Origin of the sequence: Roseomonas sp. FDAARGOS_362 (genome assembly GCF_002754815.1) — a bacterium.
Classification (GTDB): Bacteria; Pseudomonadota; Alphaproteobacteria; order Acetobacterales; family Acetobacteraceae; genus Roseomonas; species Roseomonas mucosa.
Genome location: NZ_CP024588.1, coordinates 655,608 through 680,064 on the forward strand (window position 1 = coordinate 655,608; position 24,457 = coordinate 680,064).

The following is a 24,457-nucleotide window of genomic DNA, read 5'->3' on the forward strand; positions in this document are numbered from 1 at the left end:
GTGGTGGGGCTCGGCATCGGCGAGTGTCGTCGCATTGACGGCGAGGTCGCATGAGCGCCCACGGCAGCTACCTAGATCCCCGGCTGCCGTGGGTCCGCAGGGGCTGGCTCCTTGGAGCGGCAGAGGGCATGCGCGATGCGCTGCAACTGGAGTTCGCCGCCATCAGGAACGACCTGCCTGCGTATTCCAGTGATCGTGGGCGGTGGTTCCAGGCGATCGTGGGCACGAATTCCACGGCATCGTGGGCAGGTTTCCTGCCGATAGACCAATGGTTCAGGAAGGCTCCCTGACGTCAAGCGTTTGCGCGCTCATGGCGTGTCTGGCGGTGATGCGTCGCATGCTTTCTCCTTGGAGTTCGATGCGGTGGGCGTTGTGCACGAGGCGGTCCAGGATGGCGTCGGCCAGGGTTGGGCTGCCGATCACCGCGTGCCACTGCTCGACCGGCACCTGGCTGGTGAGGATGGTGGAACTGCGCCCATGGCGGTCCTCCAGGATTTCCAGCAGAGTTTCGCGTTCAGGCTGCGTGAGAACCGACAGGCCCCAATCGTCGAGCACCAGCAGTTCGACCCGGGCCAACGCTTTCAGAGCACGGCTGTGGCGGCCATCGCCACGAGCGACGGCCAGTGCCTCGAACAATCTGGGCACGCGCTGGTAGAGCACGCGGCGGCCATCCCGGCAGGCCTTGTGGGCGAGGGCGCAAGCCAGCCAGGATTTGCCGACGCCGGTCGGGCCGGTGACCAGCAGCCCCTCGTGGCGGTCGATCCAGTTGCCGGCGGCCAGCTTCTGGAACAACGCCCGATCGAGGCCACGCGGGGTGCGCAGGTCGACGTCCTCGATGCTGGCGTTGTGGCGGAGTGCGGCGTGTTTCAGCCGGGTTGCCAGCCGCCGGGTTTCCCGCTCGGCCGCCTCGCGGTCGACCAGCAGACCGAGGCGCTCCTCAAAGGTCAGGGCGGCGATGTCGGGGGATCGTCGCTGCTCTTCAAAGCCCCTGGCCATGCCGGCCAGGCCGAGCGCGATCAGCCGCTCATGGGTGGGATGGACGAGCATGGGCTCTCCTCTGGTGTCAGTGGAAGTAGCCGCCGCCACGGATGTTGCCGTGCAACGGCGGCGGCTGGCGGTCCGGCTCCTCCTCCAGAAAGCTCCGGTCGAGGCCGGTCTGCAGGATGGAGCGGATGGAGGTGACGGTGCGGGCGCGGATGCCGACGCCGCGGCCGCAGGCCGCCTCGAGCCGCGCGGTGCCATAGGTCCGGGCCAGGTCGAGGATGCCGAGGCAGGTCCGGAACCCCTGCTCGGGATGCGGCCGCGCCGCCATGACCGCCTCGCACAACGCCATGGTCGCCGGCCCGACCTTGCCGGCCTCCTCCAGCAGCCGCGCCGGCGTCCACTGGGCGTGGCGGCGATGCGCGCTCGGCATGTGCTCGGCGATGGTGGTGTGGCCCCGCCGGTGCGACACCCGGGCGTGGCTGGCGACCCGCTCGCCCTTGTGGAACACCTCGATCGTCGCCTCGCTGATGCGGAGGTCGACCAGCTGGCGGATCAGGCGGAACGGCACCGAGTACCAATGGCCATCGGCCTCGACATGGTAGTCCAGGCCAACCCGGCAGCGCCGCCAGCGGGCAAAGGCATAGGGCGGCGTCCGCAGGCCACGCAGTGCCGGTCCATCCAGACTGGCGAACAGCTCTGCCCGGCTGGCGCCAAAGCCCCGCATGATCCGGGCATTCAGCTCCGCGGTCAGGACGGTGATGGCGGCGTTGAGCTCGGCCAGCGAGAAAAACCGGGCATGGCGCAGCCGCGCCATGATCCAGCGCTCCGCCAGCAGCACCGACTGCTCCACCTTGGCCTTGTCGCGCGGCTTGCCTGGCCGTGCCGGCAGGATCGTGGTGCCATAGTACGCCGCCATCTCGAGATAGGAGCGGTTCAGTCCCGGGTCATGCCGGTCGGGATTGGTGACGGCGGCCTTGAGATTGTCGCAGACAACGAACTTCGGCACGCCGCCCAGCGCCGCGAACAGGTTCACATGCGCCCCCAGCCAGTCCGCCAGGGTCTCGCTCGCGCGGGCCTCGGCAAAGACCAGGTTGGAGGCGCCCATGCAGGCAACGAACAGCCTGGCCTGCCAGACCTCGCCGCTGCCCGGGTCGATCACGCTCATGGTGTCGCCGGCAAAATCAACGAAGACCTTCTCGCCGCCCACATGGCTCTGCCGCATGGTCGGCGAGACCTGACCTTTCCAGGTGTCATAAGCCTCGCAGAACCAGGAATAGCCAAAGCCATCGGGATGCTGGGCGCGATACTCTTGCCATAGCAGCGCCCGCGTCACCCCCCGCCGCCGCAACTCCCGCTCCACCTGCGCCCAGTCCGGCACGGGACGGCGGGCCGCCTCCGGCGCCGGCGGCCCCGGGAACAAGCGCCGCTCCAGCGCCGTGTCATCCAGCCCCGCCGGCAACGGCCAGGACAACCCGGCCGCCCGGGCCCGATAGACATAGGCAGCGACCGCCCCTTTGCTGATGCCAACCGCGGCCGCCAGGGTCCGGTCGCTCAACCCAGCCTCGAATTTCAGACGCAGTACGTCGCGGATCCGTCGCATCGACAATCTCTCGGTAGGCATCAGGCAGACCCCCTTCACAACGAGGTCTCCTTAGCCGGCTCAGACTGTCGGCAATCCACCCCAGGCAACCCTCATCAGGGTGCCCACGATCCCGTGGAATCGGTGCCCATCATCCCGTGGAAGCTATGCCCACGATGCCGTGGAATCTCTGCCCACCATCGCGTGGAATTCGCAGACCTGCCGCCGGACCTGCCACCCGAGGGCTGTACGGACCGCGCTCTTTGGGAACTCGGACGCGTGCTTGGCTATGACTGGGATTGGAGGACATTTACGCGATGAGCCGCCAGCGCATCATCTTTTTGGAAGCTGGAGGCGCTCTGCGCACCGGCCCTGCGGGGCTCCGGGGCGTCACCGGCGGCATCGATGAGCAGGCCGCTTGGCTCCTCGGCCGCCTGCTAGAAGTCACTCAGGCGCGCTTGGTGCTGCTCGCGCCGTCGGAGGAGCAGGCTGTCGCGGACAGACAGGATCTCTGTCTCCTCGACCTCGCCGAGTACCTGCATCCGACTTGGTGGGTGGCGGACCTGGACGGGGTGATGCCCTGGATCCGGTCGCAGGGCACGGGGGACCACGACGTCGAGGGCTGGCATGTCATCCTCGCCGCCACTCCTGACGAGGCGCCGCCGATTGACACTGTCCACCTGGAGCCGCTGACAGGCCTCGGCCTGCGCGAGTACCGGCTCGTCGTGGGTGCGCTCAACGGCGTCGATGAGCGGTTGGGCGTCTGTCAGGTCTCGCAGGCGGACTATGGCCGAGTGCTCGACGCCTTCGGCTGGCGTTGGTTGGAGGCGGTGGCGTGGCTCCATGCGCCGTCTCATGGCGACACGATGTCTAGCCTGTTGGCAGATCCGGCCCGGTGCGCCGAGGCCTGGGCGCGGCTGCCGGAGCATCGGTTCCGCAGGGAGCCGGAGGAGTGATCGTGCGAGCATCTAAACATCATATGACGCGCGTGCGAGATGCTGCCTTGCCAACGGCCTCCGCACCCTGGGGATAGCGTCCGCCAATTGCCGGTGGGCATCCACCCCAGGAGATCCAAATGTCGATCCTGTCTCGTCTCGCCGACGCCCTCAGGGCCGTTGTGGCCACATTCCGCACGACGCTGACCTGGTGTTGGGACGGCTCCAAGATGGTGCTGAGAGCAGTCACCGCGCCCGTTCGCGTGCTTGCGGGCCTGGGCGGCGGTGACGCTGGCCCCTCGACCGCCGAGGCCGCCGCGGTGGCGCAAATGCAGGCTCAGCAGCAGGCTCAGCAGGCCGAGCGGGCCATGGGCATCACCCAGACCGCCCGGTTGCTTCAGCGCGCCGCCAGGCTCCGCTCCGAGGGCCGAGATCTTGAGCCGCTGGCCGATGCCCTGGCGCCCGGCTGGCTCCGCTACGTTGAAAACCTGAGCACCGGCGAGGCGCATCGGCTGGCTGAGACCGACGCCCGGGCCGTCGGCGAGCTCGTGTCCGGCGCACGGGACGGCCTGCCTGGCGTTCGGGGCCCAACGGCGGTGGCCTTGGTGAACCTGTCGCCGAAGCCAGTTGCTCCTGGGGCGGCCAGGACCAAGGCACATGGCCAGCCGGAGCGGACGCCGGAGAAGGAGCAGGTCCTCGGTGGCCTGCGCACCCGGCTCATCGCCGCCGGTCGCAAGCCTCGCGAAGAGAACCACGGCTACATTTTCGACAGCCGCCCCGCCTGACCGGCAGCCGCCGGACGTAGAAGGGGCCGCTAGGGATGACCCGGCGGCCCTTCGCATTTCGTCGCCCTGAAAGAGAGGTCAGTGCGCCTTAGTGCCGCGCAGGCTTTCGAGCTCATCGAGCAGGCCGTAGGCGATGGCCGCCGCCTCGTCGCGCTCCGCCGCCAAGTGCTTGACTTCGGCGCGCAGGGTGTCCGTGAGTTCCCGGAGCCGGTCGATCTCAGCCTCCGCACCGATGAGGCGGCCCCGCAGGTCTGAGGCCACCTGCGCATGCACCTGACCGACGGCCGAGTGCACCATCGCTGCGCCACGGGCATCCTCGGCGGCCCGCTGGACGGCGCGGACCCGTGCCTGCTCGATTCCCTGGTGCAGTGCCGCACCGAACACCGCCATACCGGTGCCGATGCTGAAGTGCAGGTCGTTGGAGATACGATCGGCGGTAGTCATGGGGGCTCCTGAAGCTGGCCACCGGGGACGATCCGGCCATTGGTAACATTCTGGACCGGGGCCGCATTGAAAGTCAACATAATTACCGTAAAAGTCTCTATACCGCGCTGGGTCGCCGCCTATGAATAAGGTATTTCCAGCGTTGTGGGCCGCCTGCGTCGAGACGCGTTCTCCAAAGCGTCCGTGGCTCCCCTGGGGTGGAGACATAGAGACCCACTCCAGCACCGCACGGAAGGGAGTCCCGTTTCGCTTCAGTTCACGCAGGTCATGACTGCGGCCCCAATGGATGTGTTGCCGTCACCCCAGGTCAGCCTGCGCGACGAGGACCGGGGCTGATCGCGGCTCCCCCGCCTCAGGCGGGATGGCCCATCATCGTGGAGGCGCTCAGTCCGTTGCTGCGAGCAGGGTGCCGTCCTGGGTGTGGTTGGGCTTGGATGCACCCGGCACGTGCCACGCGTCTGGGAAGGCCAAGGCCATGCGCGCGCGGTGGTGGTCGGTGGCCGACCAGACGACGATCGCCGACGGGAACGGGGCAGGCTGCGTCCCGTCACCGAAGGCCAGCCTGCCCCGTAGCAGCCAGACATCTGCGTGACCGGCGACGTCGGCGTGCCACCAGCGGGTGTCTGTCCGGGCCGGGATGAGCCCAAACACGACTGAGGCCCGACCCGACGCGGCCTCCGTCCGCGCCTTGGCCGTCCATCTCGGCAGCACCCGGCCGTAAGGCGGATTCATGTACACGGAGCCCATCCAGGGCAGAGCCAAGCTGTCGTCCTCGGCAACGTAGCGAATGCGGGCTCGGACAGGCGCTCGCGGCCCCGACCGCACTGGCGAGCAGGGGTCCAAGGTGAAGCAACCCCCGACTACGCTGTAAAGGCGCTCCAGGATCTCAGGTGGCGTCGTCCACCCGTCATGGACACTCGACGCAGCCGCCGCCGTCCAGAACTGTGCGGCCTCTCCTTTCGGAGCCAAGCGAAGCTGAGCGCCTAGGGCCTCGCCTATGCGTGCCACCGTCGCCAGATGGGCACCGCCGTCCCGCTCGACGGCGGCCAAGGTCGTGGGGCTGATGCCCGCCATCTCCGCCAGGACGCGCCGCCCCAGGTTCCGTCGCTTCCTCAGCGCCGCCAGCCGCTCGCCCAAGGTCTCCCCGGGCGGCAAGGAACGGCCGCTGATCTCCATGTCGAGCGCGGCGGCCAAGTTGACATAAGTGCTTAGGGCGCCCTGGCCGCGCTCGGCCTGCCGGAGTGTTGGTAAGGAAATCCCGGCCTGCTGGGCCAGCGCAGACTGGGTCAGCTTTGATGAGCGACGGGCGGAGCGGAGGGCGGAGCCTAGGACCGAAAGGAAAAGAATCCGGCGCACGCGTTCATTGTAGAAGGTCCTAAATGAAAAGGAAGCTGGTGCGCGGCGATTTGCTAGAGGCCGGAGGAGAGCGATTCGATATCATAATGTTTTCTGCCGCTACTGGCCGATAGCTGCCTGGCCGCTTCTGGGGCAGGGTTTCAAGGTCGCTAGGGCCTGGTGACAGTGGTTGCCACCATAGGTTGCGAATCTTTGTTGACACAGATCGCCCAAGCTGATCTATTGCAGGTCCGGTCGCAGGGTAATGCCTGCGCATCGATGTATCCGAAGACGTCGAATCGATAGCCGTAGCTGGCCGGGGTCCCTGAGGGGCCTCTCTCCCGATTCCTTCCCACGCCTTCGGAACCCCTCATGCAGACCCAACACCTCGACCCTTCCGAGCGCCTTCTCGGCTACTCGATTGGCAACCCGCATCCGCATCGCGACAAGCTGCCCGCGCACTCGGGCATGCTCGCGCACTACATGCCAAGCGGCATCACGCTGCACGTGCTCCTCGACCGGTGCAGCCCGGTCGACGTGCACGCATTCCGGGCTGGCGAGCGCCAGTTCGGCCTGCTGCCCCTGCGCGGCGGCTACATCTGGCTCATGCGCGATGGTGTTGCGTCCTGGGACGCACCCTACTGCCCCGCCATCGAGCCGCCGGAAAACCAGCGCCTGCCGTGGGCTGACGCCGACCTCGGCCCGCAGACCCGCACCGGCATCTCGATCATCCTTGTCGATGAGAGGCGCATCGTCCGCGCGCTGAAGTACGTCTCCGCCTCGCCGGACTTCACACGCAAGCTCGCCGCGCTCCACGCAGCGAAGTTTGCCGAAGCCCCCGCGAGCCGCACCGCTTGGGATGGGGAGGTCAACCGCTACTTCGCCCGCTACCCCAATCCGAAAGACGCCTTCCAGCACGCGGTCGCCACATCCGAGGCGGGGGAGTGAGCACGATGAGCAAATCATTCGATGCCGACTATTTCGCGCGTACACCCCTTCGCGAGGTGATGCCATCCCTCTGGTATCCCACCATGATGCCGGACACGCCGACATTGCTGCTGTTCCGGCGCCCTGAGTTCGTGCGGCGAATGGAGCAATTCAGCGGCGACCCGGGTCCCTATCACATCGTCTATGTAGAGACCGCAGGGGACCGGAAAGTGGTTAAGGAATCGCTCGAGAAGCCGTTGTCGGTGACAGGAGGGTTCGTTGACCTGCGCAAGACCATCGACCGCCCCAACACCCGGCGGTCATCCTACCCGCCAGGCCGGGATCTCAAGGTCCTGCTGCACCCGCCATCCGAAGCGGGATGGCCCTGGCTCGTCGTGGTGATGCTCTCCCGGAATCTGCCAAATGAGGGCATGGGACGCGACCGCTATAGCTGGGACGCTTTCGACACCGAGGCCGAGGCCCTGGACCACCTCTACAAACTCAATGTTCACTTCAAGGCGGCGGGTGCCATCGAGCGGCAACTCCTCCTGGTGCCCCACCCGCACTACCCTGGCTGAAGCCTCGCTGCGGCTGGTACCCGCTGCGACATTGCAGCCGCCTCCATCTCCTTTGCCTGCCACTTAAGCAGGCCGACGAGCACGGCCCTGACCCAATCCGGGACCGGGCGCTCCTCGGCGGCCCACCGACGGATTAGGCACGGATCGAGCGTCGCGCGCGGGCCATCCGGATGATGGGAGCCGAGGACCCGGGCGAGCTCCCTGTGTCAGTCGGCGCCCAGGAGGGACTCAGCGATCCGGGCCACTGCCGGATAGCAGTAGCTCGCGGCCGCCAGGCTGGTCTGCCGATCTCCCGCCATCAAGCGCCTCGAACCGGCGCCCTCATGGCTGCTGGGATGGGCTTTGCACGAGTTGGAGGAAGACCTCCTCGAGGTCCGGCTGCTTGGTCGTCACACTGGATACACGTAGACCCGCGGCGCGAATGGCGGTGAGCATCTCGTCAACATTGCCGGTCGCCTGCGCAAATCGGAACACCAACCGCTGGGGAGCAGCCAAGGTGGGGTTGAAAGGTAGAAGGGCATCCGGGATGGCGCCAAGAGGCGCGGAGACATCGACCACGAGTTCCTGGTCCTCCACGCGCCGGAAGAGGGCGTCCGTGGTAGCATGGGCGGCAATGCTACCATCCGCCAGGACAGCGATCTGATCGCACAGAGCTTCGGCTTCCTGGAGGTAGTGCGTCGTGAGCAGGACGGTGGTGCCTTGCCGGTTGAGGAGGCGGACATAGTCCCAAAGCTGCTGGCGCAGCGCGACATCGACGCCTGCGGTGGGCTCGTCTAGGACGAGCACGGGCGGGCTGTGGACCAGCGCCTTGCCCACCATGAGCCGTCGCCGCATGCCTCCCGAAAGGCTACGGGCGGGTGCCGTCGCCTTGTCGGCGAGGCCCAGAACCTCAAGGAGTTCGTCAGTGCGCCGAGCGGCTCTGGGAATGCCGAAGAGCCCAGCCTGGAGCTCGAGCGCGGCACGGGCCGGGAAGTAGGGGTCCAAGGTGAGTTCCTGCGGCACGACGCCGATCGCGGCCCGTGCCGCCCGAGGCGCTTTGTCGATGTCAATGCCCCAGACCCGAGCCGTCCCAGAAGACTTCCTCACCAATCCGGCGAGGATGTTGATGAGGGTCGACTTCCCAGCACCATTCGGTCCGAGCAGGCCGAAGATGCTGCCACGGGGAATGGTCAGGTCGACTCCCTTGAGGGCGTGCTTGGCGGTGCGGCCGCCCGCGCCAGGATAAACCTTCTCGAGGTCCCGAACCTCGATGGCCGCAGCGGGCTGGCAGGACACGGTCATGGCGCGGTGGGTTCCTGGCATCTGCTGCGTCACTGCCGGAGGCGCCAGCCCGACGCGAGCAGCCGGTGGCAGAGGATGCCAAGCAACCCGTTCGCGACCAGCACCACGAGGATGCCGACAACGGGCGATGCTTCCGAGTGGCCGGTGATGCCGTGTCGGAAGCCGTCCACGATGTAGAAGACAGGATCGAGGTAAGCGATGGAGCGGAACGGTTCGGACAGGCTGCTGACGGCATAGAAGGTGCCGGACAACAGCGTCAGGGGCGCGATGATGAAGTTCGTGACCGCGGCCTGGTGGTCCATCTTCTGGGCCCACAATCCGCCCGCGATGCCAAGCAGCGCGAACAGCAGGGAACCGCCGACGGCGTAGAACAGGCAGAGGCCAAGGTCGGCCAGCGGCAGCGGCACGAACAGCGAGGCCGCAAGGGCAGTCAACGCGCCCACCAGGATGCCTCGTGTCACACCTCCAAGGACCATCCCGGTCAGGAACTCCCCTGGCCCGAGCGGTGCCAGCAGGAGGTCGACGATGTTTCCCTGGACCTTGGCGACGAGGAGCGACGACGAGGTGTTGGCGAAGGCGTTCTGCAAGACCGCCATCATGACAAGGCCCGGGGCAACAAAGACCAGATAAGGAACGCCGCCCGGCGCCGGTGCGTGGCGGCCCAGCGCAACTCCGAAGACCGCTAAGAAGAGCAGCGTGCTCACCACAGGGCCACCAACCGTCTGTGCGGCAACTGCGAGGAAGCGCTGAACTTCCCGGCGGTAGAGGGTGCCCACCCCGATCCAGTTCACCCCTTCGCCCAGCCGCGTGGCCATCACTCCAGCCTCCAACACTACACCAACTTGGAAGCGTGCATCCTAATCCTGCGGGAAGGTCAAGGCGCTCGCTCGGATCCGCTCTGCGCAGTCCTGAAAGCCATCGGCAGCAGCACCAGCAGGATATTCAGCATGGCGGCGCCGCAGGGCACGGCCAGCGTGGTGGAGGCGCCGAAGCCGTCCAGCAGCCGTGCGCCCAGAAGAGGGAATGCAGCCGCCGTCATGAGCGTCAGCATGGCGATGCAGTTCCGGTACCCGCGCTTGCCTACCAGTGATCATCTCAGACCCCGTTTCATAACGGCTGAGCCAGACGCCGGACGAGGATCATGGCGGCGGCGAGGGTGAAGAAGGCGACGGCGGAACCGACGGTGGCCTCGTGATCGCGAGCGAGGCGTCGGCAGCGGCCGAACCAAGCGAAGGACCTCTCCACCACCCAGCGCCTGGGTTGCACGGCGAAGCCTTTCTGGCCGGGTGCGCTGCCGATGATGGTAACGGCGACGGGGGAGGCTCGGGCGACCCGCGGACCGGCGTAGGCGCGGTCGGCGAAGCAGCGGGCCAGGAACGGCCAAGGGCGGCGCGACATGGCCAGGAGGGCCGCACCCCCTCGGCTGTCATGCAGGCAGGCGGGCGAGATGGCGGCGAGCAGGAGCCTACCGTCCGTGTCCACCAGGGCGTGGCGCTTGCGGCCCGTCACCTTCTTCCCGGCATCGTAGCCGCGGACACCTTTCACGCCGACACCGCCCGAGCGGACGGATTGGGCGTCCAACACCGCCGCTGTCGGTGAGGCCTCTCGGCCGACCCGCTCGCGGTCGGCCATGATGAGGGCGTGCGCCAGTCGCTCGAAGGTGCCCCGGCGCGAGAGGCGCAGGAACCAACGGTGCACGGTCCCGGGCGGCGGGAAGTCGCGGGGCAGATGCGCCCAGGCGCAGCCGGTACGGAGCACGTAGAGGATCGCATCAACCACCCGCCGCATCGGCCAGGACCGGGGTCGTCCGGTCTTTGCAGGGCTTGGCAAGAAGGGCTCGACCAGGGCCCACTCGGCATCGGTTAGGCACGTTGCATAAGGCTGGGAGCCGCGCGCAAGCTGCGCGCGGGCGGCAGGGGTCCACATGGGCCACCTCGAAGGACGTCAGACACCCTCCGAACGCGCAGAACTCCCGCCGCTCACCCCGCCTCAGCCGTTATGAAACGGGTTCTGAGTAAGATAAATGGGCCGATCCGCACTCGAATGGATCGTAAGGAGCAGGAGGCGCGCATGATTCCGGTGGTCGGCTTATACGAGACCCATCTCACGGTGAGCGACCTCGAAAGGTCCATTAACTTCTACCAAAATATCGTTGGGTTGGAGCTCGCTCAGAACCCGTTTCATAACGGCTGAGGCGGGGTGAGCGGCGGGAGTTCTGCGCGTTCGGAGGGTGTCTGACGTCCTTCGAGGTGGCCCATGTGGACCCCTGCCGCCCGCGCGCAGCTTGCGCGCGGCTCCCAGCCTTATGCAACGTGCCTAACCGATGCCGAGTGGGCCCTGGTCGAGCCCTTCTTGCCAAGCCCTGCAAAGACCGGACGACCCCGGTCCTGGCCGATGCGGCGGGTGGTTGATGCGATCCTCTACGTGCTCCGTACCGGCTGCGCCTGGGCGCATCTGCCCCGCGACTTCCCGCCGCCCGGGACCGTGCACCGTTGGTTCCTGCGCCTCTCGCGCCGGGGCACCTTCGAGCGACTGGCGCACGCCCTCATCATGGCCGACCGCGAGCGGGTCGGCCGAGAGGCCTCACCGACAGCGGCGGTGTTGGACGCCCAATCCGTCCGCTCGGGCGGTGTCGGCGTGAAAGGTGTCCGCGGCTACGATGCCGGGAAGAAGGTGACGGGCCGCAAGCGCCACGCCCTGGTGGACACGGACGGTAGGCTCCTGCTCGCCGCCATCTCGCCCGCCTGCCTGCATGACAGCCGAGGGGGTGCGGCCCTCCTGGCCATGTCGCGCCGCCCTTGGCCGTTCCTGGCCCGCTGCTTCGCCGACCGCGCCTACGCCGGTCCGCGGGTCGCCCGAGCCTCCCCCGTCGCCGTTACCATCATCGGCAGCGCACCCGGCCAGAAAGGCTTCGCCGTGCAACCCAGGCGCTGGGTGGTGGAGAGGTCCTTCGCTTGGTTCGGCCGCTGCCGACGCCTCGCTCGCGATCCCGAGGCCACCGTCGGTTCCGCCGTCGCCTTCTTCACCCTCGCCGCCGCCATGATCCTCGTCCGGCGTCTGGCTCAGCCGTTATGAAACGGGGTCTCAGGCACCGCAGACACAACTTGTAAAACTGTGTCAGCAGCCAACCGGTAAATCTCGGACGTGTGCTGAGCATTAGCCACAGCCATTTGCCGGAAGTATCTCAGCGTGAACACCGACAGACCATCTGCTGCCATACCCAGTTTCCCTGCCACCCAAGCAGGACCCACACGCACCGAGAGGTGGGACTTCTTGGATCAACTTCGGGCCATCCTGATGCTAATCGGGATCCCTTACCACGTTGGCCTCGTTTATGCGGCGCATGCCGTATGGATCGTGGAATCATCCGAGAAGTCACTGCCGGTCACTTGGGTGATCCAGTTTAGCCATACCTTCCGCATGCCCGTATTCTTTCTCATCGCAGGATTCTTCTCCGCGCTGATGATCCCCAGGCGCGGTTTGGGACTGTGGCTGGCCGGGCGTGCATGGCGTATCGGGATTCCGTTGTTGACGTCACTGATCCTGGTCAGCCCGCTGATGGTGCTCGCCAGTGGGGTGGCCGCTGGAGGGGCGACCAACGCCATCCCCACCCTGCTGACGGAGATGAGCAGTCCTAGCGCCGCCTGGACCGTCCATCTCTGGTTCCTCCTCTACCTGCTCATCTACTGCATGCTCTTCGCGGGGCTTTGGCTCCTGGGCAGCAGGTGGGGTCTCGGTGCCCCCATCGGACGGGTCCAGGACCGGATAGAGCAGAATCCGTGGCTGGGATGGCTCGGGTTGGCGGCGCTGGGTTTGGTGGTCCTCGCCAGTGCCGTGGTGGCTGCCAAGCTGGACATCGCCTACCTGATGGGCGGCATCTTCGTGGCGGGCCAGTTCGTAGCCGACGGCGTGATGTTCCTGGTCGGCGCCCTGATAGCGTCCCGCCCAACGTGGTTTGAGGCCTTCATACGCCCGCGCTGGCCGGTCTGGGCGGTCGCCCTCGCCACGGCCGTCACTATGGCCGTGTTCCAGGACGACGACGGCGACATGAGCCGGGCCATTACCTACTTCCTGATGCCTGTGGTGGGCGTTCTATTCGCGCACCTGCTGCTGTCCTCCGCCCGGCTCTGGCTGGACCGCCGGACGCGGCTGTCCGCAGCCATGGTGGAGGCGGCGATGACCATGTACCTAGTTCACGTTCCCATCGTCCTCTGGCTTACCGTCGGCTTCCTGGCTGTGGGATGGCCTGCCGAAGTCGAGTTCCTGCTGATCACCATCATCACGGTGGCCGCCTCCTACGGCTTCCACTGCCTGGTGGCCCGCCACCCAATCCTGGTCGTCCTCTTCAACGGCCAAGCCGCCTCGGCGCGCGCGAAGGGTTCCGCCATTGTCAAGGCGGAGCCGAGCGGGACAAGAGCGTAAGCAGTCGGCCAGCCTTGGGGGACGCCAGAGCCTCCCGGCGCCAGGTAGTCCCTGGCGCGCCGGTCCTACGAACTATCGCGAGGGCGGGATTACCGGCGCCGACGAGGCGGGAGGGTTGGCTTCCAATTCGGCAACCAACTGCTTCATCTCGCCGATCTCCCGCACCTGGGCGTCGATGATGCTGTCGGCCAGTTGCCGAACGCGAGGATCCCGGATGCGGGCGCGCTCGCTGGTCATGATGGCGATGGAATGGTGCGGGATCATCGCCTTCATGTAGGCCACGTCGCCCACCGTCTGCTGGCTTCTGACCAGCCACAGCGCCCCCGCGAACACCAGGACGCTGGCGCCGAGGATGGCCATGTTGGCGGTCCGGTTGCGATACATGCCCAGCATGAACAGCAGCATGATGACCGCCATGGTCGCTCCCATGACGATTGCCATCCAAGTCCGGGTCTGGCTGTAGAAGACGTGGTCCAAGGCGTAGGTGTTCAGGTACATCAGGCCGAACATGATCACGGTCGAGGTCAGGATCATCAGGCCGAAGCGCGTATAGCTCATGGCGGAGTGTCTCTCTGAAAGGCCGGGCATCTTCAGTCCCGGCAAGCCTCGGAATCAGGAATCGGTTGAGGGGTGGCCGACGCCCGCAGGCATCGGCCATATGAGGAACCCGTCCGATTGGACGTCCGTCAGGCTCAGGCGATCGGGCCGCCGCTCTCCGGGAAGACGTACCAGGAGCCGATGTCGCTGATGCCCTCCACGAAACCTGGCACCTCGGCGAACATGAAGTCGCTCTGCCGCAGGTCGTCCTCGCCGACGCCCTCGAGGAGAATGGACCCCGCGAAGGTGCCGTCCGCCTCCATGCCCCAGCCGACCAGGGCGCCCTCGGCGGTGTCCCGGACCACGACATCCGCGGGCTGGATACCCTCCATGAAGGCGATGTGGTCGAAGGCGCCCTGGGCATCGCCGGTCGCTTCGAAGTCCAGGACCACGTCGTGGCCGCTGTCCATCGACACCATGAAGGCGTCAGCGCCGGTGCCGCCGACCAGGGTGTCGTCGCCCATGCCGCCGTTCAGCATGCCGTGCGCGGCGCCCTCGTCGAGGTAGTCGTCCCCGTCGCCGCCCATGAGCTCGTCGGATTCCGCCCCGCCTGAGAGCCTGTCGTCGCCAGCCTCGCCCATCAGGCGGTCCATGCCGTCGCCGCCCTGGAGATGGTCGTCCCCGGCCAGCCCGAAGACCGTGTCCGATTCCGACGACCCGGCCAGGGCGTCGTCACCGTCGGTGCCGCGGAGGATGGCGTTCCCCTCGATGTTGAAGCTTAGGGTGCGGCCGTTGAACAGGTGGTCGGCTAGAACATCGAACACCGCGCCCGCTTGCGGCTCGCCAACGATGTTGGGCCCGGCGACGCTGGGCGTCGGCGCCTCGTCGGATGGGCCCACGGGTTCCCGCAAGCCAGGCGGCAGTTCGGCCGCGTCGCCAAACATGAAGTCGTCCTGCGCCAGAGCCGCCTTGGACACACCTTCCAGCAGGACGGATCCGCCCTCCCAACTGACCTGTACCCCGTCCGCGGTGTCGGCAAAGGCCAAATCCGTCCACTGGAGGCCGTCCATGACCGCCAGGTGGTCGAACATGCCGGGACCGGCGGTGAAGTCCTTGATGACGTCGTGGCCGCTCGTCCGGCCGATCATGAAGGCATCCGGGCCGCCGCCGCCGACCAGGGTGTCGTCGCCCATGCCGCCGTCGACGGTGCTGTGGCCCTCGCCCTCGTCGAGGTAGTCATTCCCGGCGCCACCCCGCACCGTGTCGGCGCCCGCGCCGCCGTACAGGGTGTCATTGCCGTCGCCACCCTCGACCTCGTCGTCGCCCATGTTGCCGGAGACGAGGTCGGCGACCGCACCGCCATGGAGGACGTCGTCCATGCCGCCCCCGCCGATGCGGTCGTCGCCGCCCAGGCCCCAGGTGAACTCGGCGCCGTCAGTGCCGCCCAAGGTGTCGGGGTTCTCACCGCCGAAGGTGACGTTATGAACGTGGTCACCGGCCGTGAAATTGAAGTGAAGCCCGCCCAATGCGCCGTGCAGGCTATCCGCCCCACGGTTTGCGAGGCTCGCGAGAAGGTTGTCGTGGTGCTGGCCCCAAGTCATGCCGAAGCTCCGTCAGAACGTGTTGACCCGCTCGGGAAGCGCTTGTGCTTCCGGTTGAGGCGACAAGGACCAGGCCCGATGCCCGGTCCCTGTCTCGGCGTCAGGCGCTCATCTCGCGGCAGGACGCGGCACACTTGCGACACTGCGCGACGCAGTCCTCCATGCCACCCACGGCCTCGCAGCTTTTGGCGCACTCCTCGCAGATCTCGGCGCATTCGGCGCAGGTGTGCTTATGGTGGGGCGTGCCGATCAGCATCATGTTGGCGGAGGTCTGGCAGATGGTGGCGCAAGCCATCATGAGCCTGAAGTGCTGCGGCTCTACGTGCTTGCCGCCCGCCTCGAGGCAGTGGTTCATGGCCATGCCGAGGCAGGTGGAGTGGCAGCGCAGGCATTCCTCGATGCAGGCCTGCATGGCGGGGGTCATCTGATGCATTTCTCTTCTCCGTAAGGGCTTCCATGAGGGAAGGCTCGCCGACCCGTGCGCCGGGCCGACGGCCGGTCCAGGTGGAGCGCTGGCTTGGTCCCGCGCCCTCTCGGCAGCGGTAAGGCCACGCTCCGCCATCCGCGGGCCATTGGCTCCGCGGACGGCTTGGTGCGCCCTATCGGGGTGGTGGAGAGGGAAGGTCCGGCGTGATGCCCACGACCGCCGCCGTGGGCGTGGCGAAGAAGCCGCCACGGCTGACCAGGAGCGCGGCCTGAAGTCTCGTCGTCGGCAGCAGCGCGGCGCCGCTCCCGCAATGCCCGAGGGTGCAGCACCCGGGCCGCATGCCGTCGTCACCGCAGTTCGGGCAGCACTTCTTCCCAGTCCCTCGGCCCTTCATGGCGGGGCCGGATGAGCGCATGGCCTGGGACGCGGGTGCCGGACGGCCCGCATGGACGGAGGCCTGCATGGCGACCGGGACGGCGGACGCCATGGGGGCACCACGATGGGCCGAAGCGGGCACGGCAAGCAGGGACACGCACAGGGTGAGCGCCAGAACAACTACAGCTTGGATTGCGCTCGCCGTCAGGCGCATCGGTTCGTCCGCTCCACTGGTACCCCAGTAAGGCGTCAATCCAGGCCGGGTTGCGCTTCCAGCCGCACAAGGCGGCGATCCGGGACACGCCGTCCCGACCTGGGCCACCAGGGCGTCAGAGTGGCCGCCGGAGCCACGGCCGGGTTGCGTTGACCTGGCAAGACGCCTGCGGCTGCCGAGGATCCTGTACGATCGCCGTCAGCCGCGGCCAGGGCCGAACGAGGAACTCCCACCGCGCTCCACTCCCGGCCTGACGTCGTCGCGCGCCTCCCCGTGACCGGCATGCCCGCCGTGGCCGTGGTGCATGAACAGATGCATCAGGGGGCAGGCCAGCAGGAGCAGGTACGGCAGCACGCCGAGGACGTGCGCGTAGTGCTCCCGCAGGACATAGAACGCGGCGATCAAGGCGAACCCGATGACGGCGATGCCGGTCCGGCTGCGCCACCAAGAGGAATCAGCATGGTCATGCATCTTGGATCTCCTTCCCACATCCGGATCATTGCCCTCCGGTCCGTGCCCGCGCCTTGATCTGGGACAAGGCACCGGGGAGCCTTCCGCGTCGACGCCCGGCTGGGTCCAGCGGACAGGTGGTTCACGCACGGAGCGCCGCGCCGACATGGCCAGCGCTCCGCGTTGGCACGCGGCTGGCTACACGCCCTCGGGGCGCGGGCTGGTCGACGTCATCTCGGCAACGGCCCAGAAGACCAGCACCATCACAACGATTTCCCAGCCGATCGAAGCTGCGAGGCGGGCGCCGGAGCCCGGTGCCCCGGCAGCCAGGGCTGGAGTCAGTCGGAAGCGGTGCCAGGCGGCGAAACCCAATAAGGCGCCGACCAGCGCGACCTTGACGAGCAGGGCCCAGCCGTAGGCGGTGGTCACCAGCAGGTCCAGTTGTCCGACCAACAGCCACGCCAGCGTCACACCGGCCAGGATAAGACCACCGACGACCCAGGAGGCTGCCCGCGCCCACTCCTCGACCACGGTGACGGCCCCCGGGCCCGCTCGCTTGGAGGCGATCAGGAGGGGCCACAGGCTGCCCGCCCAGAAGGCCGCCGCAAGCAGGTGCACCACCAGCGCCGTGGCCAGCAGCCACCGTGGCTGGTGCTGCGTCGTATGGCCGACCGCCGTGAAGCTTGCGGCGACCGCGAGCACGCCAGCGGCCCCGAGCGGCCAGGCCGCGCGTCCAATCCGGGTCGCCAGCGCCACGGCCAGCAGGCCCGCCCAGGTGACCAGCACGGACATGCCGGGACGCGAACCCAGCATCATCTCCCAGATCTCGGCGTCGAACGGATCGCCATCCGACGCCAGGGCGACCTGGGCCGCTAGCCAAGCAAGGCTCGAGCCCAATCCCGCCGCCACCATGACCAGGGTCAGGCGGCGGCATGCGGCGACGTCACCGGCGTCCTGTAGGCGCCCGAAGCCCATGGCGAAGATGGCAAGGCCAGCCGCACCGAGGCACGACACGTAGTAGGCGAAGCGCAGCGCCACGGAGAGGGCGCGCAGCAGGTCCGGCTCAGGCCCAAGCAGTTCGAGGATCACCGGGCCGCGTTCACCGCAAACCGCACCGCCCCGCTCATGACGTGGCCGTCGTCGCCCATCGCGCGCCACTCGAGCCGATAGGCGCCGGGACGCAGGGGAGCCACCAGCGTTGCCGTCACCTGGCTGGACGCAGCCCGGCCACCTTCGCGACGCACCTGGTGCTCCCGGCCGCCCTCGTCGAGCAGGCGCAACGCGGTCACGCGGCAGTCTTCGGTGAAGGCCAGGCTGAGCGTGCGGGGGGACGCGTTCAGCGTTGCGCCGTCGGCCGGGTCGGACGAGTGCATCATCGCGTGCGCGGAGGCGGCGCCGGGAACCAGGACGCCGAGGGCGGCGGCGAGGATGCCGTGGCGGAGGAAGGTGGAGCGAGAAAGCATGGAAATCTCCTGTCAGCGCTCGCCGCGGCCTGCCGCCCCGGCGATCATCCGACCCCCTCAATAAGCAGGCAGTGGACACCCCGCAGCGGCGTTTTCCCACCATTTTATTGCTGCTGGGCTGCTACCCACGTCGGGAACACGGCGAACATGGACGACCTCACCTCGCGGGCTGCCGGGACAGCCAAGTCCGCAGGTGGCTGATCTCCTGCTGCTGCTTCTGGATGACCTCCTCGGCCATCTTCCGCATCTCGGGGTCGCGGCCATGCTCGAGTTCCACGCGAGCCATGTCGATGGCGGCTTGGTGGTGCTTGGCCATCATGCTCGCGAAGTCCCGGTCGGCGTTACCAGAGGGGGCCTCGCCCGCCATCTCCCGGTTCATCTTTTCCATGGCGGCGTGGTACCCGGCTGTGGCGCCTTGGGCGGCCGCACCCTGGCCGGTCGCGGATTGACTGGCGCCCTGCGCCAGCGAGGGCGCAGCCCACAGGAGCGGGGCCGCAATGATAGCCAGGGCGGCCGAATGGGCTGCGCGGCGGTCGATCGTCATCGGCTTCGGTCCTTTGCTCTGGTCGGACGCGATGCCCCGAGACCGACCGCGCGTGACACGGCCGGTGAACATCGTTCTCGACGCCTGCTTTAACGATCGCTGCGGACGTCGGGATCGTCGGCCAATTACAACGCTTTATTGCAGCCCACGCCGACAGTTCCACGAGGGAACCGCACCGTCACCACCGTCCCGCGTCCCGCGGCGCTCTCGATGGCTAGCCCGCCGCCGTGGGCCTCGACAATGGCGCGCGCGGTCGAGAGGCCGAGGCCGCTCCCGCCGCCCGCCGCACGCGTGCGGTCGCCGCGGAAGAACGGCTCGGTAACCCTTGGCAGATCCTCCGGCGGAATGCCGGGACCGTGGTCGCCGACCCGCACCAGCACGTCGTCGGCGTGGGCCTCAACCTCCACCCAGGGATCGCGCCCATGGCGCGCGGCATTGGCCACCAGGTTGGTCACGGCCCGCTTCACAGCGACGCGCCGCACCGATGCAACCGCCTCCTCGTCCATGCGCCCCTCCCGGACGGGGGTGCCCGCCTCGGCGAACTCGTCCACGACGGTGCGGAGGAGCGCGGTGAACGCCAGCGGCTGGACGGCCTCACCAGCATGCCCCCCGCGCAGGTAGGCGAGCACGTCTGAGACCATGGTCTCCATCTCCGCAAGGTCGCGCCGAACCGGCTCCCGGACCTCGTCGGGCATCTCCTCGGCGCGCAGGCGCAGGCGGGCGATCGGCGACATTAGGTCGTGCGACAGCGCGCCCAGGGCCAGCGTCCGCTGCCGGAACGCGTCGCGCGTCCTGGCGGCCATGTCGTTCAGCGCCTCGGCCAACTGCCTCACCTCGCGGGGGCCGGAGGCTGCCAGGAGCGGCGCCGCGCGCTCGATGTCCATGCCGGAGACGGTCCTTGCCAGGGCGGCAACCGGCGCCGAGACCGAGCGCGCGGCGACGCCTACGGCCACCAGCAGCGCCAGGCCGATGGCGGCCGCATAGAGGTGCAGCGCACTCCTGTCGGCGGACAGGACGTTGAGGGAGGCGATCTCCACGTCGAGCCAGGATCCATCCTGGAGGCGCGCCATGGCAGCGATGTCGACGATCCGGTCCGATGTCGCGTCGTGGCGCCCGGGGCGGACCCGCACCTCGGTGGCGAGGCCCGACAAGGCCAGGGTGCGGGCTGCCAGAGTGCCCCACTCACCCGGAAGAGGGTGTTCGGGCGTGGGCGCCGGGTCGCGCCGCCAGTGCACGCTCAGGTCCACCCGGGAAAGGGCGTGCGCCACGTGGTCGCGGTCCGCCTCGGGCGCGGCGCCCACGGCGTCCATCAGTGTCGCGAGGCGGTGGGCCAGCAGTTCCTCGGTCCCGCGCTCCACCGCTTGGCGGAGGAGGATGTCGTGCACCCCGATCATGGCCGCGAAGAGAACCGCGAAGCCGACCGTCAGTGCCGCGAGCGTGCGGGCGGCCAGGGACTGCGGGATGAAGCGCCTCACGCCGACCATTCCACGGGGCTCGATAGCAGGTAGCCGATGCCCCGCACGGTCTTGATCAGGCCCGGCTCACCATCCTCGTGCGGACGAGGACCCAGCTTGGCGCGTAACCGGCTGATCTGCACGTCCATGGAGCGGTCCAGCCCGCCGTAAGGGCGGTTCCGGGCGAGGTCCAGGAGTTGGTCGCGCGTCAGGATCCGCTGCGGCCGCTCGACGAAGGCGAGCAAGAGGTCGTACTCGCCGCTCGTCAGTTCGACGGCCACCCCGTCCGGCCGGAGCAGTTCGCGCCGCCTGGTGTGCAGGGACCACCCGGCAAAGCGCGCCACCTCATGCCCCAGCGCACCCGGGGAGCCCTCCTGGTCTTCGACCCGGCGCAAAACAGCGCGGATGCGGGCCACCAGTTCGCGGGGATCGGCTGGCTTCACGACGAAGTCGTCGGCACCCAGTTCCAGTCCAATGACCCGGTCCGAGGTCTCGGCCAAAGCAGTGAGAATGATCACCGGCACCCGCCCCTCGGCGCGGAGGTCGCGGCAGAGTTCGAATCCCGACTGGCCGGGCAGCATCACATCGAGCAGGACGAGGTTCACCGGCGCCGCCGCCAGGAGGCGCCGCATCTCGACACCGTCCCGGGCGCCGGTGGCCCGGAACCCGTTCCGGCGCAGCAGGGAGAGCAGGAGCTTGCGGAGATCCTCGTCGTCCTCGACGACCAGGACGTGCCGCCCCTCGCCGGACATAGGAGGCAGGTCCGCGGGCGACGTGCCCCGGAAACCGTCGGTGGTGGAGCGGTCGGTCAATTTGCGTTCCCCTCGACCACGCCCGTCAGATGCGCGTGGTCCGCAGGCGCAGCGCGTTGCCGATCACCGAGACGGAGCTCAGCGCCATGGCCAGGGCCGCGACGATGGGGCTGAGCAGCAGGCCCAACACCGGGTAGAGCACACCCGCCGCCAAGGGCACCCCAGCCGCGTTGTAGACGAAGGCAAAGAACAGGTTCTGCCTGATATTCCTCATCGTCGCTCGGCTCAGTGTCCGGGCCCGCGCGATGCCCGCGAGGTCGCCCTTCACCAACGTCACACCCGCGCTCTGCATGGCAACGTCCGTGCCGGTGCCCATGGCGATGCCGACATCGGCTTCGGCCAGCGCCGGGGCATCATTCACCCCGTCGCCCGCCATGGCGACAACCTTCCCCTGGGCGCGGAGCTCCCGGACGATGCGGTGTTTGTCCTCGGGCAGCACGTCGCCCTGGAACTCATCGATGCCGAGCCTGCGGGCCACCGCTTCCGCCGTCGTGCGGTTGTCGCCGGTCAGCATGACGATGTGGATGCCGCTGGCGCGCAGGCTCTCCAGCGCTGCGGGGGTGCTCTGCTTGATTGGATCGGCGACCGCGATGACGCCGCCCGGGCCTCCGTCCACCGCCAGGAACAGCGCCGTGCCGCCCTCGCGCCGGAGTTCGTCGGCCTTGGCGGCGAGACCACCCAGGTCCACCCCGAGCTCCTGCATCAGCCGCGCGTTGCCCAGCGCCACCCGGCGCCCGCTTACGATGCCGGTCACGCCCTTGCCGGTAACGGAGGCGAAGTCGGCGGGCTCGCCGAAGGCGATGCCGCGCTCCTTGGCGGCGGCCACGACTGCCGCCGCCAGTGGGTGCTCACTGGACCGCTCCAGGCTGGCCGCCAACGGCAGCACCTCGGCCTCGGTCAGGCCGGGAGCCGGAACCACGGCCACGACCTTCGGCTTGCCTTCCGTCAGCGTGCCGGTCTTGTCCACCACCAGCGTGTCGACCTTCTCCATGTGCTCTAGCGCCTCGGCGTTCTTGATGAGCACGCCTGCGGACGCGCCCTTGCCGACGCCGACCATGATGCTCATGGGCGTGGCCAGGCCGAGCGCGCAGGGGCAGGCGATGATGAGCACGGAGACAGCGGCGATCAGCCCGTAGGAGAGCGCTGGCGACGGACCCCAGACCGCCCAGGCGACGAAGGCGATGACCGCGATGGCCATGACGGCGGGGACGAACCAGCCCGCCACCGTGTCGGCCATGCGCTGGATGGGCGCCCGGCTGCGCTGCGCCTCGGCAACCATGGCGACGATGCGCGACAGCATGGTGTCGGAGCCGACCTTGTCCGCCCGCATCACCAGCGCGCCGGTGCCGTTCACCGTGCCACCGATGACCTTGGCGCCGGGCTGCTTCTCGACCGGCAGGGATTCGCCGGTCACCATGGACTCGTCCACGGCCCCGCTCCCCTCCAGCACTTCGCCATCCACCGGCACGCTCTCGCCCGGCCGCACGCGCAGCCGGTCACCCGCATGCACCTCGGCCAAGGGAATCTCCTCGTCCGAGCCGTCCGCACGGATGCGGCGCGCGGTCTTGGGCGCCATGTTGAGCAGGGCGCGGATGGCGCCGCCGGTCTGCTCGCGGGCGCGCAGTTCCAGCACCTGGCCTAGCAGCACCAGGACGGTGATGACGGCCGCAGCCTCGAAGTAGACGGCGACCGTGTCGTCCATCCTGCGGAACCCTTCGGGGAAGACGCCGGGCGCGAAGGTCGCGACCAGGCTGTAGAGATAGGCGGCGCCGGTGCCGAGCGCGATCAGGCTGAACATGTTCAGGCTGCGGTTCACGACCGACTGCCAGCCGCGCACAAAGAACGGCCAACCCGCCCAGAGCACCACGGGCGTCCCGAGCAGGAACTGGAGCCACACAGAGACCCTGGACGGCACCAGGTGGTGGATGTCGAGGCCCGGGATATGCGCACCCATCTCCAGCACAAGGATGGGAAGGGTCAGGACCAGGCCGACCCAGAACCGCCGCGTCATGTCGGCGAGTTCCGCGTTAGGCGCGGCCTCGGCGGTAACCTGTAGCGGCTCCAGGGCCATGCCGCAGATTGGGCAGTTGCCCGGGCCCTGCTGGCGGACCTCTGGGTGCATCGGGCAGGTGTAGATCGCGGCCTTCTCCGCCGCCGTCAGCGCGGCCACCTTCTCTGCCTTCAGATATCTGTCGGGGTCGGTCTCGAACTTTGACTTGCAGCCCGCCGAGCAGAAATGGAAGGCGGCGCCGCCGTGATGTGCGTGGTGCGGCGTCTTGGCCGGGTCGACCTCCATCCCGCAAACGGGGTCGCGGACCTTGGGCGCGTTGTTGTTGGCCGGGTGCACGGCCGGTGGCACATCATGGCCGTGATGGTGGCCATGGTGATGGTGGTGATCGTGATGACGCTCGTCCATCTGCGGCACTCCCTACGGCCGCCGTGGCCGTTCCATTGGGCTGAGATGGAGTTTCCCAGTGTGGGAAGGTCAAGGCGCCGCAAGGGTTCGGCCAGCGCCTTGACCTTCCCACGGGGGCAAGCCCCACCTGTGGCGCGGTCACTCGCGAGGAGAGCACGATGTACCGCTTCGAGGTTCCCGGCATGAAGTGCGGCGGCTGCGCCAAGAAGGTGGAGCGCGCCGTGAAGTCCAAGGACGCGTCGGCCGGATTTAGCGCCGACGTCGAAAACAGGCGGGTGACCGTCACCTCCTCCGTGCCGCAGGCGGAACTCGCCGCGGCCATCGAGCAGGCGGGCTACGCCAACCAGGTGGCCGCCTGAGGCCGCTGGCCGATGTCGCGTGACGGGGCGCCCGGGGGCGCCCCGCCCCGGGGGTCAGTGGTTCATCATTTGGCAGTGCTGCATCATCTGCTGCATCTCCGGCGACAGCGAGCCCCGCTGGGCCTGGGCCCGCATCTGCTGACAGTGCTGCATCATCTGCTGCATGTTCATGCCGCCCATGCCACCCATGTTGTGGCCCTGCATGCTGGACATGTCGTGGCCGGGCATGGAGCCCATGCCGCCCTGGGCGCCCGAGGTGGCCGTGGCGGCGGACGAGCCCCGCGGGGTGCTCGGCGCCGGGGTCAGGGACATCTGCGACGAGGTCGGGGTCGCTGCCGGGGGGCCTCCGGGCTGCGCGCAGGCGGCGACGCCCAGCAGCAGCGTCGCGGCCAAGGCGACCTTGCCGATCGCCTTCGATGTGATGTGGACCATGTGTCCTCCTAGGGGTGGCAGGGGTTCTTCGGGCGCCCCGGCCCGCCGCGGCCAGCCAGGGTGACGACGCTGCACGGTGGGTCGGAGGCCAGGCGCCGCGACC

The 24,457-nt window shown here is 68.3% G+C and carries 28 protein-coding genes and 1 pseudogene; 9 read left to right on the forward strand and 20 right to left on the reverse strand.

The genetic code is table 11. The features are described 5' to 3' along the window. Window positions 1-128 precede the first annotated feature (128 nt). Window positions 129-290, forward strand: coding sequence for a hypothetical protein (locus CTJ15_RS24320; RefSeq protein WP_193009654.1), 162 nt, complete (start codon window positions 129-131; stop codon window positions 288-290). Here the strand turns inward: CTJ15_RS24320 and istB are convergent. Both istB and istA read right to left on the reverse strand, forming a co-directional pair. Further along, window positions 274-1,047: an IS21-like element helper ATPase IstB gene (gene istB / locus CTJ15_RS07835; protein WP_099780946.1), complete on the reverse strand. Its 774-nt coding sequence runs from the start codon at window positions 1,045-1,047 to the stop codon at window positions 274-276. The two genes, CTJ15_RS24320 and istB, sit on opposite strands and share 17 nt — an antisense overlap. A 16-nt stretch (window positions 1,048-1,063) precedes the next feature. Then, entirely contained in the window at window positions 1,064-2,605 is a 1,542-nt protein-coding gene (istA, locus tag CTJ15_RS07840) for an IS21 family transposase (RefSeq protein ID WP_099781084.1), read from the reverse strand. A gap of 275 nt (window positions 2,606-2,880) precedes the next feature. Here istA and CTJ15_RS07845 point away from each other — a divergent pair, with 275 nt between their 5' ends. Both CTJ15_RS07845 and CTJ15_RS07850 read left to right on the forward strand, forming a co-directional pair. Continuing rightward, window positions 2,881-3,519 (forward strand): hypothetical protein, encoded by a 639-nt coding sequence (locus tag CTJ15_RS07845; protein WP_126281857.1) that lies wholly within the window; start codon window positions 2,881-2,883, stop codon window positions 3,517-3,519. Window positions 3,520-3,638: 119 nt separating this feature from the next. After that, the gene (locus CTJ15_RS07850) at window positions 3,639-4,283 is read left to right on the forward strand and encodes a hypothetical protein (RefSeq protein WP_099781440.1); all 645 of its coding nucleotides are present in this window, start codon (window positions 3,639-3,641) and stop codon (window positions 4,281-4,283) included. Between the two features lie 78 nt (window positions 4,284-4,361). Here the strand turns inward: CTJ15_RS07850 and CTJ15_RS07855 are convergent, their stop codons facing one another. From CTJ15_RS07855 to CTJ15_RS25315, 3 genes and pseudogenes are all read right to left on the reverse strand, one after another. Continuing rightward, window positions 4,362-4,727 (reverse strand): hypothetical protein, encoded by a 366-nt coding sequence (locus CTJ15_RS07855; protein WP_099781441.1) that lies wholly within the window; start codon window positions 4,725-4,727, stop codon window positions 4,362-4,364. Between the two features lie 384 nt (window positions 4,728-5,111). Next, the gene (locus tag CTJ15_RS07860) at window positions 5,112-5,921 is read right to left on the reverse strand and encodes a DNA N-6-adenine-methyltransferase (protein WP_126281858.1); all 810 of its coding nucleotides are present in this window, start codon (window positions 5,919-5,921) and stop codon (window positions 5,112-5,114) included. Window positions 5,922-5,984: 63 nt separating this feature from the next. After that, window positions 5,985-6,083: pseudogene (locus CTJ15_RS25315) on the reverse strand (hypothetical protein); the annotation flags it as partial. 351 nt (window positions 6,084-6,434) lie between these two features. On the opposite strand from CTJ15_RS25315, the gene CTJ15_RS07865 reads away from it, so the two are divergent. Together CTJ15_RS07865 and CTJ15_RS07870 are read left to right on the forward strand one after the other, a co-directional pair. Further along, window positions 6,435-7,010: a hypothetical protein gene (locus CTJ15_RS07865; RefSeq protein WP_099781443.1), complete on the forward strand. Its 576-nt coding sequence runs from the start codon at window positions 6,435-6,437 to the stop codon at window positions 7,008-7,010. Between the two features lie 5 nt (window positions 7,011-7,015). Further along, window positions 7,016-7,567, forward strand: coding sequence for a hypothetical protein (locus CTJ15_RS07870; RefSeq protein ID WP_099781444.1), 552 nt, complete (start codon window positions 7,016-7,018; stop codon window positions 7,565-7,567). Window positions 7,568-7,888: 321 nt separating this feature from the next. On the opposite strand, the gene CTJ15_RS07875 is transcribed toward CTJ15_RS07870, so the two are convergent. The 4 genes from CTJ15_RS07875 to CTJ15_RS07885 are packed head-to-tail and all read right to left on the reverse strand — an operon-like array spanning window position 7,889 to window position 10,774. Continuing rightward, entirely contained in the window at window positions 7,889-8,848 is a 960-nt protein-coding gene (locus CTJ15_RS07875) for an ABC transporter ATP-binding protein (protein ID WP_226946081.1), read from the reverse strand. Between the two features lie 29 nt (window positions 8,849-8,877). After that, the gene (locus CTJ15_RS07880) at window positions 8,878-9,663 is read right to left on the reverse strand and encodes an ABC transporter permease (protein ID WP_099782117.1); all 786 of its coding nucleotides are present in this window, start codon (window positions 9,661-9,663) and stop codon (window positions 8,878-8,880) included. A 59-nt stretch (window positions 9,664-9,722) separates the two neighbouring features. Further along, on the reverse strand, window positions 9,723-9,899 hold the full coding sequence (locus CTJ15_RS24325) for a hypothetical protein (RefSeq protein ID WP_193009655.1): 177 nt from the start codon (window positions 9,897-9,899) through the stop codon (window positions 9,723-9,725). Between the two features lie 56 nt (window positions 9,900-9,955). Continuing rightward, window positions 9,956-10,774 (reverse strand): IS5 family transposase, encoded by an 819-nt coding sequence (locus tag CTJ15_RS07885; RefSeq protein ID WP_099780839.1) that lies wholly within the window; start codon window positions 10,772-10,774, stop codon window positions 9,956-9,958. A gap of 144 nt (window positions 10,775-10,918) precedes the next feature. On the opposite strand from CTJ15_RS07885, the gene CTJ15_RS25015 reads away from it, so the two are divergent. The 3 genes from CTJ15_RS25015 (at window position 10,919) to CTJ15_RS07900 (ending at window position 13,270) form a co-directional block, all read left to right on the forward strand. Then, window positions 10,919-11,041 (forward strand): VOC family protein, encoded by a 123-nt coding sequence (locus CTJ15_RS25015; RefSeq protein ID WP_255414126.1) that lies wholly within the window; start codon window positions 10,919-10,921, stop codon window positions 11,039-11,041. 63 nt (window positions 11,042-11,104) lie between these two features. After that, window positions 11,105-11,923: an IS5 family transposase gene (locus tag CTJ15_RS07895; protein WP_099780842.1), complete on the forward strand. Its 819-nt coding sequence runs from the start codon at window positions 11,105-11,107 to the stop codon at window positions 11,921-11,923. A gap of 222 nt (window positions 11,924-12,145) precedes the next feature. Beyond that, window positions 12,146-13,270, forward strand: a complete 1,125-nt coding sequence (locus CTJ15_RS07900; protein WP_099781446.1) for an acyltransferase family protein — start codon at window positions 12,146-12,148, stop codon at window positions 13,268-13,270. Window positions 13,271-13,342: 72 nt separating this feature from the next. On the opposite strand, the gene CTJ15_RS07905 is transcribed toward CTJ15_RS07900, so the two are convergent. The 10 genes from CTJ15_RS07905 to CTJ15_RS07950 all read right to left on the reverse strand — a co-directional run bounded on the left by CTJ15_RS07905 (window position 13,343) and on the right by CTJ15_RS07950 (window position 23,563). After that, complete coding sequence (locus tag CTJ15_RS07905; RefSeq protein WP_058390118.1) at window positions 13,343-13,828, reverse strand: DUF305 domain-containing protein; 486 nt, start codon at window positions 13,826-13,828, stop codon at window positions 13,343-13,345. A gap of 134 nt (window positions 13,829-13,962) precedes the next feature. Continuing rightward, window positions 13,963-15,408: a calcium-binding protein gene (locus CTJ15_RS25110; protein WP_276561144.1), complete on the reverse strand. Its 1,446-nt coding sequence runs from the start codon at window positions 15,406-15,408 to the stop codon at window positions 13,963-13,965. 100 nt (window positions 15,409-15,508) lie between these two features. Continuing rightward, window positions 15,509-15,841: a four-helix bundle copper-binding protein gene (locus tag CTJ15_RS07915; RefSeq protein ID WP_019460568.1), complete on the reverse strand. Its 333-nt coding sequence runs from the start codon at window positions 15,839-15,841 to the stop codon at window positions 15,509-15,511. Window positions 15,842-16,622: 781 nt separating this feature from the next. Beyond that, on the reverse strand, window positions 16,623-16,895 hold the full coding sequence (locus CTJ15_RS07920; RefSeq protein ID WP_019460569.1) for a DUF2933 domain-containing protein: 273 nt from the start codon (window positions 16,893-16,895) through the stop codon (window positions 16,623-16,625). A 177-nt stretch (window positions 16,896-17,072) separates the two neighbouring features. Continuing rightward, window positions 17,073-17,963 (reverse strand): CopD family protein, encoded by an 891-nt coding sequence (locus tag CTJ15_RS07925; protein WP_019460570.1) that lies wholly within the window; start codon window positions 17,961-17,963, stop codon window positions 17,073-17,075. Next, window positions 17,960-18,337, reverse strand: a complete 378-nt coding sequence (locus CTJ15_RS07930) for a copper resistance CopC family protein (protein WP_019460571.1) — start codon at window positions 18,335-18,337, stop codon at window positions 17,960-17,962. The genes CTJ15_RS07925 and CTJ15_RS07930 overlap by 4 nt, the downstream gene beginning before the upstream one ends. Window positions 18,338-18,494: 157 nt before the next feature. Continuing rightward, complete coding sequence (locus CTJ15_RS07935) at window positions 18,495-18,881, reverse strand: DUF305 domain-containing protein (protein ID WP_099781448.1); 387 nt, start codon at window positions 18,879-18,881, stop codon at window positions 18,495-18,497. 125 nt (window positions 18,882-19,006) lie between these two features. After that, window positions 19,007-20,365 (reverse strand): ATP-binding protein, encoded by a 1,359-nt coding sequence (locus CTJ15_RS07940; RefSeq protein WP_019460573.1) that lies wholly within the window; start codon window positions 20,363-20,365, stop codon window positions 19,007-19,009. Next, entirely contained in the window at window positions 20,353-21,087 is a 735-nt protein-coding gene (locus CTJ15_RS07945; protein ID WP_019460574.1) for a response regulator, read from the reverse strand. The genes CTJ15_RS07940 and CTJ15_RS07945 overlap by 13 nt, the downstream gene beginning before the upstream one ends. Before the next feature lie 85 nt (window positions 21,088-21,172). Beyond that, window positions 21,173-23,563, reverse strand: coding sequence for a heavy metal translocating P-type ATPase (locus CTJ15_RS07950; RefSeq protein WP_076956771.1), 2,391 nt, complete (start codon window positions 23,561-23,563; stop codon window positions 21,173-21,175). A gap of 158 nt (window positions 23,564-23,721) precedes the next feature. Here CTJ15_RS07950 and CTJ15_RS07955 point away from each other — a divergent pair, with 158 nt between their 5' ends. Next, window positions 23,722-23,922, forward strand: coding sequence for a heavy-metal-associated domain-containing protein (locus tag CTJ15_RS07955; RefSeq protein WP_019460576.1), 201 nt, complete (start codon window positions 23,722-23,724; stop codon window positions 23,920-23,922). Window positions 23,923-23,976: 54 nt separating this feature from the next. Here the strand turns inward: CTJ15_RS07955 and CTJ15_RS07960 are convergent, their stop codons facing one another. Continuing rightward, a complete protein-coding gene (locus tag CTJ15_RS07960; RefSeq protein ID WP_076956772.1) occupies window positions 23,977-24,354 on the reverse strand; it encodes a hypothetical protein in 378 nt (125 codons plus the stop codon). Between the last annotated feature and the right edge of the window lie 103 nt (window positions 24,355-24,457).